Here is a 14,706-nt window from a genome sequence, read left to right as displayed (position 1 = left end):
TGGACCGTCGCACTACGGTCCTTCGGCCCTATCCCGGGTTCTCGTGAACGGTATCACAAACTATTTGATGAGGTCTTTACCTGCCCGGTGTGCCCGCGGTCACACATGAGAGTGAAAGTGCACGTCTGTGCAGGTCGGGCGGTGACTTGTCTGATATTGGGCCGCTTCGTCACTGCCCGGTTCCCCCATGAATTGGCAATGCTCTAGTCAGATTCTTACCTTCGGCGTCAGCTCCGGCGTCAGCGCGACGACCCTGCCTTGCGCCGGTCCAGGAGCCGTGCGCGGGCACCCATCGCCGTTGACCCGTTGACCCCGGACGCCCGGGCGCTGGTGCCGGCCGAGCCGCCCGCCCCGGACACCCCGGCCACCACCGGCGCCAGTTGCCCGGTCTCCTCCTCGGTGGCCTCCGCCGCCCCGACGCCGTACGACGCACCGGCCCCGGCCTCCTGGAGCGCCGGCTCCGGGCGGCGGCGGCGCCGGTAGCGCGGCGGCACGAAGGACTCGGCCCAGCGCGGGGCACGCGGGGTGAACCGGGGCAGCAGGAGCAGCAGCAGACCGAGCGCGCTCAGTACCACGACGGCGAGCACAATCCACATGGACGCGGAGTTCACGGAGTAGGTGAGGGCCCCGAAGGCGATCAGCGCCGACCAGAAGTACATGATCAGCACGGACCGGCTGTGCGAGTGGCCGATCTCCAGCAGCCGGTGGTGCAGATGCCCCCGGTCCGCGGCGAACGGCGACTGACCGCGCCAGGTCCGCCGCACGATCGCCAGGATCAGGTCGGCGGCCGGGATGGCGATGATGGTCAGCGGCAGCAGCAGCGGGATGTAGACCGGCACCGTCTGGTGCACGGTGTTGCGCTCCGAGCCGGAGAACAGGTTCATCACGTCCGGGTCGACCTGCCCGGTCACCGAGATCGCGCTGGCCGCCAGCACCAGGCCGATCAGCATCGACCCGGAGTCCCCCATGAAGATCCGCGCCGGATGCATGTTGTGCGGCAGAAAGCCCAGGCACATGCCCATCAGCACCGCCGCGAACAGCGTGGCCGGGGCGGCGGCCTCGATGCCGTACGAGTACCAGATCCGGTAGGCGTACATGAAGAACGCCGCCGCCGCGATGCACACCATGCCGGCGGCCAGGCCGTCAAGACCGTCCACGAAGTTGACGGCGTTGATGGTGATCACGACCAGGGCGACGGTCAGCAGGGTGCCCTGCCACTGGGTGAGCGCGACGGTGCCCACGCCCGGGATCGGCAGCCACAGGATCGTCAGACCCTGCATGACCATGACGCCGGCGGCGATCATCTGGCCGCCCAGCTTGATCAGGGCGTCGATCTCGAACTTGTCGTCCAGCACACCGATCAGCCAGATCAGCGCGGCGCCGGACAGCAGCGCCCGTGGCTCGTTCGACTTCTCGAAGACCTCGTTGAGGTTGGTGAGATGGTCGGCGACCAGCAGGCCCGCGCACAGGCCGAAGAACATGGCGATACCGCCGAGCCGCGGGGTCGGTTCCCGGTGCACGTCCCGGGCCCGGATCTCCGGCATCGCTCCGGCCACGATCGCGAACTTCCGTACCGGCCCTGTCAGCAGGTACGTCACCGCGGCCGTGATGCAGAGCGTCAGCAGGTATTCACGCACGGGCTTCCCCACAGGTCTCGCTGGCCATATAGGCCCCACACCCTAGCGAGGGACGCATATGAGTGGGGACATCCGGGTAGCGACGATGGTTGCACGTATTGCTGTGCAGGGTTGTCGCCTTTCACTGTGCACACCGCACACACCTTGCCGCGTGCGCTGTGCACGGTGGTAACGGACGAGCCCCCGGGAAGGTGTCCGGCACCGCGCCCATCAGCCGGTACGTTCCCTCTCCGCCACGCCCGCCACCCCCGCTCACCCCGGGTACGGCGGGAACGCGGCGGTCAGCTCCCGCACCTCCTCCCGCACCCGTGCCCCGCCGGCACTCCCCCGCACCACGCCCGCCAGCATCCCCGCGATCCGCGCCATCTCCGCCTCGCCCATCCCCTGCGTGGTGAGGGCCGCCGTGCCAAGCCGCAGCCCGCGCGCGCTGCCGTGCGGCAGGACACAGCAGTCCAGCACCATCCCGGCGGCGGCCAGCCGGCCCCGGGCGGTCCGGCCGTCGACGCCGAGCGGGGCCGGGTCGACGGTGATCAGATGCGTGTCCGTGCCGCCCGTGGTGACCGCGAGGCCCTCGGCGGCCAGCCCGGCGGCCAGCACCCGGGCGTTGGCGACGACCTGATGGGCGTACGCGGCGAAGGCCGGGGTCGACGCCTCGCCGAACGCGACCGCCTTCGCGGCGATGGTGTGCATCTGCGCCCCGCCCTGCGTGAACGGGAAGACGGCCCGGTCCACCCGCTCGGCCAGCCCCGCCCCGCACAGGATCATCCCGCCGCGCGGCCCGCGCAGCACCTTGTGCGTGGTCGCGCACACCACATCGGCGTACGGCACCGGATTCGGCGCCGCTCCCCCGGCGACCAGCCCCATCGGATGGGCCGCGTCGGCGATCAGATAGGCGCCCACCTCGTCGGCGATCTCCCGAAAGAGGGCGTAGTCGAAGTGGCGGGGATAGGAGATGGAGCCGCAGACGATCGCCTTGGGCCGCCGCAGCCGGGCCAGCGCCCGGACATGCTCGTGGTCGACGAGCCCGCTTTCCGCGTCCACGGTGTAGCCGACGAAGTCGAACCAGCGCCCGGAGAAATTGGCCGGTGAACCATGGGTGAGATGACCGCCGTACGGCAGCCCGAGGGCGAGCACGGTGTCGCCGGGGCGCAGCAGGGCCGCGTAGGCGGCGAGCACCGCCGAAGAGCCCGAGTGGGACTGGACGTTGGCGTGTTCGGCGCCGAACAGCGCGCACGCGCGGGCCACCGCGAGGCGCTCCGCGACGTCGACGATCTCGCAGCCGCCGTGGTGGCGGGCGCCCGGGTAGCCCTCCGCGTACTTGTTGGCCAGCGGTGAGCCCAGCGCCGCCAGCACGGCGGGTGAGGTGAAGTTCTCGGCCGCGTTCAGCTGAAGCGTGGTCGACTGGCGCACCAGTTCCCCGAGCAGCACATCCGCCAGCTCGGGGTCCTGCCGCCGCAGCAGATCGGCCGCTGAGGTGTGGGTGACCATCATGATCCACTCCGCACGTCGACACCGGACGTACGTCCAATGTAGGCCGGGCGGGCGGGGGGCGCTTGATGGGTTGGACCGCCTGCGAAAACGGACCCCACGTGACGCCCCCGGGGCGCCCTACATCCGCGCCGCCACCCCCGTCAGCGCCGTGATCGCCGGATCCAGCGCCTGATGTATCTCGTCCCCGATGGACCGGAAGAACGGCAGCGGCGCCCCGTACGGGTCGTACACCTCGTCCGCCTCGGCGGTGGGCGCCAGCAGCCATCCGCGCAGCGCGGCGGCGGCCCGGACCAGGGCGCGGGCCCGCACCACCAGCCCGTCCTCCAGGGACGGCAGGGTCGCCGGGTCGATGGCCTTCACCAGCCGGGTGAACTCCTTCAGCGTGAAGGTACGCAGCCCCGCCGAGTGCCCCATGGAGATCACCTGCGCCCGGTGGTCGCGGGTCGCGGTGAGCACCAGGTCGGCCATGATGACGTGCTCGTCGAGGAGTTCGCGCCCGGTGAAGCCGGAGGCGTCCGCGCCGAAGTCGGCCAGCACCGCCTCGGCGTTGGCCTCCATGGGCGCCCCTTCATGACCCCAGGTCCCCGCGCTCTCCACGATCAGCCCACCGCCCAGGATGCCGAGCCGCTGGGACACGTAATGCCGGGTCAGCCGCTCGGTGATGGGCGAGCGGCACACATTGCCGGTGCTGACGTGGAGGATCCGGAAGCTGTCACGCGGCAGCCCCACGAAGGTGGTGGTGATCTCCGCCGCACGTTCCCCGTTGCCTATGCCACGCCCCGCGTCAGGGGCTGTCAATTGGCCACCTCAAGGTCGGGTACGACCTTGCGCAGCTCCTCGGGCGAGAGCGCGCCCTCGCGCAGCAGCACCGGCACCGGGCGGGTGACGTCCACGATGGAGGAGGGGACGTTGCCGGGGGTGGGGCCGCCGTCGAGGTAGACGGAGACCGAGTCGCCGAGCATCTGCTGGGCCGCGTCGCAGTCCTCCGGCGCCGGGTGGCCGGTGAGATTGGCGGAGGAGACGGCCATCGGGCCGACCTCGGTGAGCAGTTCGATGGCGACCGGGTGCAGCGGCATCCGTACCGCGACCGTGCCCCGGGTGTCGCCGAGGTCCCACTGGAGGGACGGCTGGTGCCTGGCGACCAGGGTGAGCGCGCCCGGCCAGAACGCGTCGACCAGCTCCCAGGCCAGCTCGGAGAAGTCGGTGACGAGGCCGTGCAGGGTGTTCGGGGAGCCGATCAGGACGGGGGTGGGCATGTTGCGGCCCCGGCCCTTGGCGTCCAGCAGATCGGCGACGGCCTCGGAGGTGAAGGCGTCGGCGCCGATGCCGTACACGGTGTCGGTGGGGAGGACCACCAGCTCGCCACGGCGGACGGCGGACGCGGCCTCGCGCAGACCGGTCACGCGGTCGGTCGCGTCATTGGTGTCGTATCGCCGTGCCATGTCTAGCGGGCCTCCTCGAACCGGTCGTACACGAGGTACGCGAACTGCTGGGATGAAGTCTGGCGGATGCTCACGGCAGCGCCTTGCGGGCGGTGGCGAAGCGCGGGCGGTTGTTGAGGTCGGGGTGGTCGGCGGCGTCGGCCCAGCCGCGCTCCTCGGTGAAGATCCACGGCACCTGGCCGCCCTGGGTGTCGGCGTGCTCGATCACCACGACCCCGCCGGGCCGCAGCAGCCGGTACGCGGTCCGCTCCAGGCCGCGGATCAGGTCGAGGCCGTCCTCGCCGGAGAACAGGGCGAGGTCGGGATCGTAGTCGCGCGCCTCGGGGGCGACGTACTCCCACTCGGTGAGCGGGATGTAGGGCGGGTTGGAGACGACCAGGTCGACCTGTCCGTCGAGGTCGGGGAAGGCGTCCAGGGCGTTGCCCTGCCGCAGCTCGACCCGGGAGCCCTCCACGTTCCTGCGGGTCCACACCAGGGCGTCCTCGGACAGCTCCACGGCGTGCACCCGGGAGCGGGGCACCTCCTGGGCCAGGGCGAGGGCGATGGCGCCGGAGCCGGTGCACAGATCGACGATGCAGGGCTCCACGACGTCCATGGCCCGTACGGCGTCTATGGCCCAGCCGACCACCGACTCGGTCTCCGGGCGGGGCACGAAGACCCCGGGCCCCACCTGGAGCTCCAGATAGCGGAAGTAGGCGAGGCCGGTGATGTGCTGGAGCGGCTCGCGCTGTTCGCGGCGCGCGATGACCTCCCAGTAGCGGGCGTCGAAGTCCGCGTCCTGGACGGAGTGCAGCGCGCCCCGTTTCACCCCGTGCACGAACGCGGCCAGCTCCTCCGCGTCGGTACGGGGCGAGGGCACGCCGGCGTCGGCCAGCCGCTGGGTGGCCTGGGCCACCTCCGCGAGCAGCAAGCTGCGGGGGCTCGGGGGTCGCCCCCCAAATGACTGCTGCACGCAAGTCCTCCGTGTCGTACTGGGTCGTCCGTGCCTGTGCCTTACGCGGCTGCCAGTTTCGCCGCCGAGTCCGCGTCGACGCACGCCTGGATCACCGCGTCGAGATCACCGTCGAGCACCTGGTCCAGGTTGTACGCCTTGAAGCCGACGCGGTGGTCCGAGAGCCGGTTCTCCGGGAAGTTGTACGTACGGATCTTCTCGGAGCGGTCGACGGTACGGACCTGGCTGCGGCGGGCGTCGGCGGCCTCCTTCTCCGCCTCCTCCTGTGCCGCGGCGAGCAGCCTGGAGCGCAGGATACGCATCGCCTGCTCCTTGTTCTGGAGCTGGCTCTTCTCGTTCTGGCAGGAGGCGACCACTCCGGTCGGGACGTGGGTGATGCGTACGGCGGAGTCGGTGGTGTTGACGGACTGGCCGCCGGGCCCGGAGGAGCGGTAGACGTCGATCCGCAGATCGCTCGGGTTGATCTCCACGTCCACCTCCTCGGCCTCCGGCGTGACCAGCACACCGGCGGCGGAGGTGTGGATGCGGCCCTGCGACTCGGTGGCCGGCACCCGCTGCACCCGGTGCACCCCGCCCTCGTACTTCAGCCGCGCCCACACGCCGTGCCCGGATTCGGTCTGCCCGCGGGTCTTCACCGCGACCTGGACGTCCTTGTAGCCGCCCAGCTCGGACTCGGTGGCGTCGATGATCTCGGTCTTCCAGCCGACGCGCTCGGCGTAGCGCAGATACATCCGCAGCAGGTCCCCGGCGAACAGCGCGGACTCGTCGCCTCCGGCGCCCGCCTTGACCTCCAGGATCACGTCCTTGTCGTCGCTGGGGTCGCGCGGGACCAGCAGCAGCCGCAGCTTCTCGGTCAGCTCCTCGCGCTGCTTCTCCAGCTCCTTGACCTCGGCGGCGAAGTCGGGGTCGTCGGCACCCAGCTCACGCGCGGTGTCGATGTCGTCACCGGACGCCTTCCAGGAGCGGTACGTGGCGACGATCGGGGTCAGCTCGGCGTAGCGCTTGTTCAGCTTGCGCGCGTTGGCCTGGTCGGCGTGGACCGAGGGGTCCGCGAGCCTGGTCTCCAGGTCGGCGTGCTCGCCGACCAGCTCCTCGACGGCCTCGAACATCTTCTGGCTCCTGTGTGCGGTACGACGGTGAAGGGCGGGGCGACCAAAAACGCCGGTCCCGGCACGCCCTCGTCGGGGCGTGGCCGTGGACCGGCGAAGTGGGGCTCGCTACTTCTTGGAGCCGGCGGCCTTGCCGAAGCGGGCCTCGAAGCGGGCCACACGGCCACCGGTGTCGAGGATCTTCTGCTTGCCCGTGTAGAACGGGTGGCACTCGGAGCAGACCTCGGCCCGGACGGTGCCGGACTCGATGGTGCTGCGGGTGGTGAACGACGCGCCACAGGTGCAGCTGACCTGCGTCTCGACGTACTGGGGGTGGATGTCGCGCTTCAAGGTGTCTCCTAGTTTCGGGAGGGCGCCGGGTCGCTGCCGCGGAGTGCGGAGCGTGAACCGGGGCCGACGGTCCAGTCTGCCAGGACTGGGGCCATCCCCCAAAACCGGGGGTTGGTGTCTTCTATTCCTGGGGGTGGGGAGGGGGCGCGGGAGGGGGTGGGGGGGGGATCGCCGTGGGCGGGTGCGGGTGCGTTGTGGCTGGTCGCGCCCACGCGGCAGAGCCGCACATCGATACAGCCCCGCGCCCCTAGGGGCGTGGCAGTCCCCGGCGCTACGACGTCACCACGCCGTCTGCCTGGCCCGTTGCCGTGCCCTCTGTTGCTGACTTCGGGATCGGCTTGTCCGCCTTGAGGGCGGTCCAGACCTGGTCGGCCTTGGTCTCGTCGAGCAGGACGCGGTTGAGGTTGGCCGGGTCGTACTGGACCGGCATGGTGACCATGTCCATGCCGGAGGAGTCGATGGACTTGAGGCCGTTGACCCAGGCCACCAGCGAGTTCACCGAACCGAGGTCGGAGTCCGTGGTGACCGACTTGGTGGCGGTGTCCGCGAGGGCGTAGAGCTTCGTGGGGTTGGTGAACAGGCCGATGCTCTTGACCTGCTCGACCAGGGCCTTGATGAACGCCTGCTGGAGCTGGATACGGCCGAGGTCGGAGCCGTCGCCCACGCCGTGCCGGGTGCGGACCAGGGCGAGGGCCTGCTCGCCGGTGAGCTGGTGGGTGCCGGCCGGGAGGTCGAGATGGCTGTCGGGGTCGCTGATGGCCTCGGTGGTGGTGACCTCCACCCCGCCGAGTTCGTCGATCAGCGTCTCGAAGCCGCTGAAGTCGACCTCCAGATAGTGGTCCATCCGGATCCCGGTCAGCGTCTCGACGGTCTTCACGGCGCAGGCGGCGCCGCCCGTGGAGTACGCCGAATTGAACATCACGCCGCTCGCGGCCGGGTAGGCGTTGCCGTCGGTGTCGGTGCACTCCGGGCGGTCGATCAGGGTGTCGCGCGGGATGGAGACCACGCTGGCCGTCTTATGGCCCTCGTACACATGGACGATCATCGCGGTGTCGGAGCGGGCGCTGCCGTCGTCCTCGCCGCCGCCCAGGTCCTGGTTGTCGCCGGAGCGGGAGTCCGAGCCGAGGACCAGGATGTTCTCCGAGCCGTTGTCGACCTTGGTGGGACGGTCGGAGCCGAGGGCCTGGTCGATGTCGACGCTCTGGAGGTTGCCGTTGAGCTTGAGGAAGACATAGCCCGCGCCGGCGCCGCCGAGAAGGACGATCCCGACCGCGGTCCAGGCCGCGACGAGCGCACCCTTGCTGCGCTTGCCGCGCTTCTTGCGGCGGCTGTCCCGGGCGCGGTGACGCGGACCGCTGGAACCGGATGGGCCCGGTATGCCGGGGCCCGGCGTGCTCTCGGCAGACATGTGCTCCTCGGCTTCTCGTCCGGTCGGTGTACCCCCAGCGGTGACGGACAGGGCTGGTGGGGCGGCCCGGACGGCGCCGGGTTCACCCCGTATCCATCGTGCTCCGTACGGTCAGACGGGGAAACTCGGCACAGGGTTGCACAACGCGCTGTGCCCACCGCCGGGGCGATGGGCACAGGGTGTCGCCAGGTAGCGCGGGGGTGACCCCCCTCACCTGCGGGTTCAGCCGAAGAGGTCGTACTGCTTGAAGTCCGTACCGATCTCGATGGGTGTGGCGAAGATCTCGCTGGTCGCCTTGCCGGTGCCGTTGTAGAGGGAGAGCTTCCCGGCGGGAGTGCGGGCCAGCAGGTCGGCCTTGCCGTCGCCGGTGATGTCACCGACCGCGTCGAAGGCGTTGAAGGCGCTCCAGGTGCGCACCTTCACCCGCGCCGAGAACGCCCCGCTGCCGGCCTTGCCGGTGCCCTGGTAGAGGTAGACGGCGCTGCCGGTCCTGGCACGGGCGATCAGGTCGGTGCGGCCGTCGCCGGTGAAGTCGCCGTGGCCGATGACCACGTTGTACTGGTTCCAGCCGGAGCCGACCTTGACCCGGGCGGCGAAGGTGCCGTTGCCCTTGCCGGGGTAGATCCACAGCACGCCGGCGGAGTCCACCGAGACCAGGTCGGGCAGATAGTCACCGGTGACATCGCCGGGGAGGACCATCTGGGTGCGGGTCTTCCAGTTGTCGGCGAGCTTCTTGGTGGCCCACTGGCCGGTGGAGAGCACGAAGTGGGTCCAGAAGACATCGCCGTCGCTGGTACGCCGGTAGACCAGGTCCTGGAAGCCGTCCCGGTCGAGGTCGGTCTGGAGGACCGTGTTCACACCGTCCCAGTTGCCCCACTCCTCGCGCGCGTCGAAGGTGGTGCCCTTGGATGCCTTGGCGTAGCCGATCTTGTTGGACGACTTGCGCACCCACATGTCGGCCCGGTTGTCCCGGCTGATGTTGGTGTCGTCGATGCGCGGATAGACCGCCCCGACGTACGAGGTGACCTTGGAGAAGACGCTGTAGGCGCCCTTGGTCACGCAGTCCTCCACGCCCCAGGAGACAACACCGACGATCCGGTTGTTCACCACCAGCGGGCCGCCGGAGTCGCCGTTGCAGGCGGTGGTGGTGCCGCTGTTGCTGCCGGTGGCGGGCTTGCCCGCGCACACCATGTGCCCCTTGACGAATTCCGAGCCGTAGGTGCGCGAGCAGGTGGTGTCGGACTGGAGCGGCAGGGTCGCCGTCCTCAGCTGCTGCGAGATCGCGTCGCTGGTGGAACTGGTCCGGCCCCAGCCGTACACCTTGGCACTGGTCCCGGCGGCGTACGAGGCGCTGTCCCCGGCCGTCGTCATCTTGATCGGCGTGGCCTTGACCGGGACGTCCAGGGTGATGACGGCGATGTCGTTGTCGAGCGTCGTCGCCTTGTACGAGGGGTGCTGCCACTGGCGCAGCGGCAGGGTGACCGTGCCGCCGTGCAGGTCGGTGCCGCCGGAGCCGTTGTCGGAGGGCAGCCGGGCGGTGCCGGTGACGACGGCGCCGTTCGCGTACCAGTTGTAGCCCTTGACGCAGTGCGCGGCGGTGAGGATCTTCGTGGGGGCGACGACCGCGCCGCCGCAGAAGAAGCCGATGTCGTCGGCGGTGCCGGTGGTGCCGCGGTCGTCGAAGTACCACAGCTGTGCCATCCAGGGCGCGGAGGTGATCCCGGTGGTGACCCCACCGATGATCTGCGCGTCCTTGCCGCCGGCCGCGCTGCCGGCGGTGACGCCGCCGCTCAGTGACGTCTTGTTGCCCTGCCCGGCGAGGTCGTCCTCCGCCTGGGCGCCCGCGACGCGGTCGGTCAGCTCCGCGCTCGTCACGGTGGTCGGTCCGGGTATCACCCCGGGCGACGGCAGCGGAGTGGCGGCATCGGCGGACGAGGTCAGCAGCGCGGCCCCGAGCACCGCGGCGAGCGCTGCGGCGATGGCGGACACGCCGAACCGTATCTGCCGTCTGTGCCGCTTTTCACCCCCCGCAGACATGGACATATCCACTCAAGTCCCCCCTAGGGATAAGAAGTTCGAAGGCGGAGATCTTATAACAAAGAAGGTGGCCGCTCCCGGGAAGGGGAGCGGCCACCACAGGGCCGTGCGGGCGGGGGCGGCTAGTCGCCGTTCCCCGGCGTCGGCGTCGTCTTCTGGATCTGCATCAGGAACTCGATGTTCGACTTCGTCTGCTTCATCTTGTCCAGCAGCAGCTCGATCGCCTGCTGCTGGTCCAGCGCGTGCAGCACCCGACGCAGCTTCCATACGACGGCCAGTTCCTCGCCGCCGAGCAGGATCTCTTCCTTACGGGTGCCGGACGCGTCGACGTCCACCGCCGGGAAGATCCGCTTGTCGGCGAGCTTCCGGTCGAGCTTCAGCTCCATGTTGCCGGTGCCCTTGAACTCCTCGAAGATCACCTCGTCCATGCGGGACCCGGTGTCGACCAGAGCGGTGGCGAGGATGGTCAGCGAGCCGCCGTCCTCGATGTTGCGGGCGGCACCGAAGAACCGCTTCGGCGGGTACAGCGCGGTCGAGTCGACACCACCGGAGAGGATGCGGCCGGAGGCGGGCGCCGCGAGGTTGTACGCACGGCCCAGACGCGTGATGGAGTCGAGCAGCACGACCACGTCGTGCCCCAGCTCCACCAGCCGCTTGGCCCGCTCGATGGCCAGCTCGGCGACCGTGGTGTGGTCCTCGGCCGGGCGGTCGAAGGTCGAGGAGATGACCTCGCCCTTGACCGACCGCTGCATGTCGGTGACCTCTTCCGGACGCTCGTCGACCAGGACGACCATCAGGTGGCACTCGGGGTTGTTGTGCGTGATCGCGTTGGCGACCGCCTGCATGATCATGGTCTTGCCGGTCTTCGGCGGGGCCACGATCAGACCGCGCTGGCCCTTGCCGATCGGCGAGACCATGTCGATGATCCGGGTGGTGAGCACGCCCGGGTCGGTCTCCAGGCGCAGCCGGTCCTGCGGGTACAGCGGGGTCAGCTTGTTGAACTCCGGTCGGCCGCGGCCGTGTTCGGGCGCCATGCCGTTGACCGAGTCCAGCCGGACCAGCGCGTTGAACTTCTCGCGCCGCTCGCCGTCCTTGGGCTGGCGCACGGCACCGGTGACGTGGTCGCCCTTGCGCAGGCCGTTCTTGCGGACCTGGGCGAGGGAGACGTACACGTCGTTGGGCCCCGGCAGGTAGCCCGACGTACGGATGAAGGCGTAGTTGTCGAGGATGTCGAGGATGCCCGCGACGGGGATCAGGACGTCGTCGTCGGCGATCTGCGGCTCGTTGCTGCTCGCGCCGATCTCGTCGCGGCCACGCCGGCCCCGGCGGTCCCGGTAACGGCCCCGGCGGCCACGCCGGCCGCCCTCGAAGTCGTCGTCGTCCTGCTGTTGCTGCTGCTGGCGGTTCCCGCCCTGACCACCCTGGCTGCTCTGGCCACCCTGGCCGCCCTGACCACTCTGGCCGCCGCCCTGCTGACGCTGCTGCTGGCCGCCCTGGCCCTGCTGGTCGTCGCCCTTGTTACGGCGGTCCCGGTCACTTCGGTCCCGGTCCCGGTCGCGGTCACGGCCGCGCTCGCGGCGGTCCCGGCGGCGGCCCTCGGCGCCGTCACCGGCGTCGCCCTGCGGCTGCTGCGCGCCGTTCACCGGGGTCACGGGGGTCGCCGCGGTGTCGGACCGCGACTCGGTCCTGGCCTCGGCGGTGACCGTCTCGGGGCTGCCCGCCTCGGCGGTGGCCCGACGGCGCCGGCGCTCGGCCGGGGCCTCCTCGGCGCCGCCCTGCTCGGTGCCGGCCTTGGAGGGCTGGCCGGGGATCTCGATCTGCTGCTGGGTCGCGGCCTGCTCGGCCGGGGCCTCGGTCTTCGCCTCCGCCTTCTTCGCCGCGGGCTTGTCGGCCTCGCCGGCGGGGTCGCCCGTACGGGCCCTGGAGGTGGTGCGGCGCTTGGGCTTGGTCTCGGCGGTGGCCTCGGCCTTGGGGGCCGCCCCGCCGGACGCCTGCGCCTCCTTGATGACCTCGATCAGCTGGCTCTTGCGCATGCGCGCGGTGCCCCTGATGCCGAGGCCGGATGCGACCTGTTGCAGCTCGGCCAGCACCATGCCGTCGAGGCCGGTACCACGGCGCCGCCGGGAGCCGGCACCGGTGGCAGGCGCGGAGGCGTCCGTGGCGGGCGCGGCAGCGGTCTCCTCGACACGTGCGCCCATCAGATCGGTGGTGTCGCTCACGAAGGGTCCTTCCCTGGAGCGGACGTCGGCCTGTCTGGCTCGGCGACCGGTTGTGCTGTCCGGCTTCGGTCCGTTCCGAGTGGACCGCGCCGGGGCGGTGGTCCGCCAAAGAGGCGGAAGAGATTTCTGGTGATGGCGCTTCCCCTGGCCGTGGCATCCAGTGTCACGTGGCGTGGTCGCACCAATTCCGGAGCGTGCCGCCCGGCCCGCTCAGTGTCGGCGTACGGCGTACTGCCCGCATACGAAGTACGAGACACAGTGCGGCTTGGGGGGCTCCCGGAAGGATGTCTGTCCCGGACGGGGACACGAGGCACCTCGCCATGGTGGGGTCGGGTGCAGACTTGAGGTTAACACTACCGGATCCAACAAACATTCCCCCTCTCCACATCCGGCAATCGCGTGCCTGATCGGCTCTGATCGGCCCTAATCGGTGTCGGCGGCATGATCGGCCGCCGGGATGCCGGTCGTCGCGAGCGGCAGCACACAGGCTCCTTGCAGGTCCAGGCTGAGCCGGTTGGCGGCCCAGTCGGCCCCGGCGAGGGCCTCGACCTTGTCGGCGGTGTCATGGCCGGCCAGCGCCATCACGGTGGGTCCGGCGCCGGAGATGACGGCGGGCACGCCGTCCGCCCGCAGCCGCTCGACCAGCGCCGCGCTCTCGGGCATGGCCGGGGCTCGGTACTCCTGGTGGAGCCGGTCCTCGGTGGCGGGCAGCAGCAGTTCGGGGCGGCGGGTGAGGGCCTCGACGAGCAGGGCGGCCCGGCCCGCGTTGGTGGCGGCGTCGACGTGCGGGACGGTGCGTGGCAGGAGTCCGCGGGCGGTCTCGGTGAGCACCGGCCGACCCGGCACGAAAACCACCGGAACGATGGAATCGGAGGGCTCCATCCTGATCGCGCGGGCGGCGCCGCCCTCCAGCCAGGACAGGGTGAAGCCGCCGAGCAGACACGCCGCGACGTTGTCGGGGTGGCCCTCGATCTCGGTGGCCAGCTCCAGCAGCGCGGCGTCGTCGAGCCGGGACTCGCCGCCTATGGTCACGGCGCGCGCGGCGACGATGCCCGCGCAGATGGCGGCGGAGGAGGAGCCGAGCCCCCGGCCGTGCGGGATGCGGTTGGCGCAGACGATCTCCAGTCCGCGCGGCTGTCCGCCCAGTACGTCGAAGGCGGTGCGCAGGGACCGTACGAGCAGATGGCTCTCGTCGCGCGGGAGGGTCTCGCTGCCCTCGCCGGCGATATCGACGTGCAGCCCGGCGTCGGCGACCCGGACGACAACGTCGTCGTAGAGCCCCAGCGCCAGTCCGAAGGCGTCGAAGCCGGGACCGAGGTTGGCGCTGGTGGCGGGGACGCGCACCCGTACGGCGGCGGCGCGGAATGCGGGACCGGCCATCGCTCGATGACTCTCCTTGAGCTGCGTGATTGTCGAAGACACTCGATGACATTCGATGACGTACGACGAACCCTTCGGCCGCCGTTGACCGCCATGGGCGGGCGGCCGGCCTGGGCGCCGGGCCGCGGAGACGACGCGGCACCGCGGCATATGCGGCGGGCGGGTTCAGTACAGCCTATCGAAGGAAGGTTCCCGGGCGACATAGGGCGCACAGGAGGCGCACGATGCGTGTCGTAAGCCCCCCGTGCCACCCCTGGCGGGGAAGCCCCTCGGCCGACGCCCCGTGGGGCTCGCCCCGGACGACCGCGCTACGGGGCCGGCGCCCGGGTCCTGGCAAGGGCGGCGACCGCCGGAGCGCACTTTCGCGCCACCGTCAGACCGCCCAACCAGCGGGCCCGGGCAGCCTCTCCGGGCACGGAAGGGACCCTTCGGCACGGGCCAGGGCCCGGACGGCTGCGCCACGGGGCCGACGCCGGGTTCCCGGAAGGGCCACGGCCGCCGGACGGGCCGCCGGAGACGACCTCCCGTCACCAGCGCACCGCCCGCTCATCGGGGGCAGGCAGCCCCTCCGAGCAGAGAAGGAACCCTTCCGCACTGGCCAGGGCCCGGACTGCTGCGCCATGAAGCCGACGCCGGGTCCTCAAAAGGGCCACGGCCGCCGGACGGGCCGCCGGAGACGACCTCCCGTCACCAGCGCACCG

Annotated in this window: 11 protein-coding genes; all 11 read right to left on the bottom strand. The window is 70.8% G+C overall.

The features are described 5' to 3' along the window. Positions 1 to 239: 239 nt before the first annotated feature. A complete protein-coding gene (locus ACFRFC_RS31690; protein ID WP_382685715.1) occupies positions 240 to 1,637 on the bottom strand; it encodes an MraY family glycosyltransferase in 1,398 nt (465 codons plus the stop codon). A 252-nt stretch (positions 1,638 to 1,889) separates the two neighbouring features. Next, positions 1,890 to 3,128: a serine hydroxymethyltransferase gene (glyA, locus tag ACFRFC_RS31685; RefSeq protein WP_382685718.1), complete on the bottom strand. Its 1,239-nt coding sequence runs from the start codon at positions 3,126 to 3,128 to the stop codon at positions 1,890 to 1,892. A gap of 117 nt (positions 3,129 to 3,245) precedes the next feature. Beyond that, a complete protein-coding gene (locus tag ACFRFC_RS31680) occupies positions 3,246 to 3,926 on the bottom strand; it encodes a protein-tyrosine-phosphatase (RefSeq protein ID WP_382685721.1) in 681 nt (226 codons plus the stop codon). Further along, positions 3,923 to 4,570: an L-threonylcarbamoyladenylate synthase gene (locus ACFRFC_RS31675; protein WP_382685723.1), complete on the bottom strand. Its 648-nt coding sequence runs from the start codon at positions 4,568 to 4,570 to the stop codon at positions 3,923 to 3,925. Before ACFRFC_RS31675 ends, ACFRFC_RS31680 begins: the two co-directional genes overlap by 4 nt. A gap of 70 nt (positions 4,571 to 4,640) precedes the next feature. Continuing rightward, the gene (gene prmC, locus ACFRFC_RS31670) at positions 4,641 to 5,480 is read right to left on the bottom strand and encodes a peptide chain release factor N(5)-glutamine methyltransferase (RefSeq protein ID WP_382685726.1); all 840 of its coding nucleotides are present in this window, start codon (positions 5,478 to 5,480) and stop codon (positions 4,641 to 4,643) included. 83 nt (positions 5,481 to 5,563) lie between these two features. Beyond that, positions 5,564 to 6,631 (bottom strand): peptide chain release factor 1, encoded by a 1,068-nt coding sequence (gene prfA, locus ACFRFC_RS31665; protein ID WP_382685729.1) that lies wholly within the window; start codon positions 6,629 to 6,631, stop codon positions 5,564 to 5,566. A gap of 108 nt (positions 6,632 to 6,739) precedes the next feature. Continuing rightward, complete coding sequence (gene rpmE / locus ACFRFC_RS31660) at positions 6,740 to 6,961, bottom strand: 50S ribosomal protein L31 (RefSeq protein WP_382685732.1); 222 nt, start codon at positions 6,959 to 6,961, stop codon at positions 6,740 to 6,742. Between the two features lie 271 nt (positions 6,962 to 7,232). Further along, the gene (locus ACFRFC_RS31655) at positions 7,233 to 8,369 is read right to left on the bottom strand and encodes an LCP family protein (protein WP_382685735.1); all 1,137 of its coding nucleotides are present in this window, start codon (positions 8,367 to 8,369) and stop codon (positions 7,233 to 7,235) included. A gap of 222 nt (positions 8,370 to 8,591) precedes the next feature. Beyond that, positions 8,592 to 10,412 (bottom strand): trypsin-like serine protease, encoded by a 1,821-nt coding sequence (locus ACFRFC_RS31650; RefSeq protein WP_382685737.1) that lies wholly within the window; start codon positions 10,410 to 10,412, stop codon positions 8,592 to 8,594. Positions 10,413 to 10,528: 116 nt separating this feature from the next. After that, positions 10,529 to 12,625 (bottom strand): transcription termination factor Rho, encoded by a 2,097-nt coding sequence (rho, locus tag ACFRFC_RS31645; protein ID WP_382685739.1) that lies wholly within the window; start codon positions 12,623 to 12,625, stop codon positions 10,529 to 10,531. A gap of 423 nt (positions 12,626 to 13,048) precedes the next feature. Continuing rightward, on the bottom strand, positions 13,049 to 14,005 hold the full coding sequence (thrB, locus tag ACFRFC_RS31640) for a homoserine kinase (protein ID WP_382685742.1): 957 nt from the start codon (positions 14,003 to 14,005) through the stop codon (positions 13,049 to 13,051). Positions 14,006 to 14,706: the final 701 nt, after the last annotated feature.

Origin of the sequence: Streptomyces sp. NPDC056734 (assembly GCF_042790455.1) — a bacterium.
GTDB lineage: Bacteria > Actinomycetota > Actinomycetes > Streptomycetales > Streptomycetaceae > Streptomyces.
This window is presented reverse-complemented; position numbering and strand designations above follow the sequence as displayed.